The following is a 768-nucleotide window of genomic DNA, read 5'->3' as shown; positions in this document are numbered from 1 at the left end:
ATTTCGTTTTCAAAGCTTTGTCTTACTTCAGTAAAAAGCTGTTCTTTAAACTTCGCATATTTTGCTGTGAAATCTTGCAAATTTAACGAATCTGCGGTAGAATTATTAGTGCCTAAGGTATTGTCGTGGGTATCCCCGCTCAAGTGTAGGCTTGGGTTGGATTTTGTCCTTGCCACTTCATCTACGCTTATGTGTGGATTTGGGGTAGCCTTAGCGTTTTTGAGTAAAACTTGCCTATTATAATTCCCTTTTGTTTTCCACAAACTTTTAAATATAAGCTTATCTTGCCCTAATAGTGCCTCTTCGATAGCAATATGATGCCCATTTACTTGCTTTACATAAATCACACTTTTATCTGTAAAAAATCGCTCATCATACTCTTGTGTAATTTTGGGGTAGTTTTGTTCAATATCTGCCCTTGTGATAGCGATATTGCCTCTTTGTGCCTCTTTGATTTCATCGCCATGAGATTTTAAGGCATGGGCGATTTCATTTTCTCGCATTTCTCTTAAAAGTGGTTTTTTTTCTCTAAAATTGAAATAATTTTGTATTTCTTGGGCTTGGGCTTGAGGTATTTGGAATATTTTCACGTTATTGTTTTTTAAATTTGGCGTATTCACTGCCAAATCTACGCTTTCTTCTTCACTCCTTAACGCATTTGTAGTCGTATTTTTAGCATTCTTTGCCTCTTGTGCAAATTCTATCCTTAATGTCTCATATCTTGCTAACTTGTCTGCTAATTCTTGTTCTTTTTTAAATACTGGATGA

Annotated in this window: 1 protein-coding gene; it reads right to left on the bottom strand. The window is 35.4% G+C overall.

Annotated elements, in window-relative coordinates; genetic code table 11:
- A partial coding sequence (locus CCZ01_RS10600) for a PBECR3 domain-containing polyvalent protein (RefSeq protein WP_458692869.1) occupies positions 1-768 on the bottom strand: 768 nt, incomplete at both ends.

This window comes from Helicobacter monodelphidis (genome assembly GCF_003288845.1).
Lineage (GTDB): Bacteria > Campylobacterota > Campylobacteria > Campylobacterales > Helicobacteraceae > NHYN01.
Note: the sequence above shows the minus strand (reverse complement) of the source record. Positions and strands in the feature narration are given on the sequence as shown.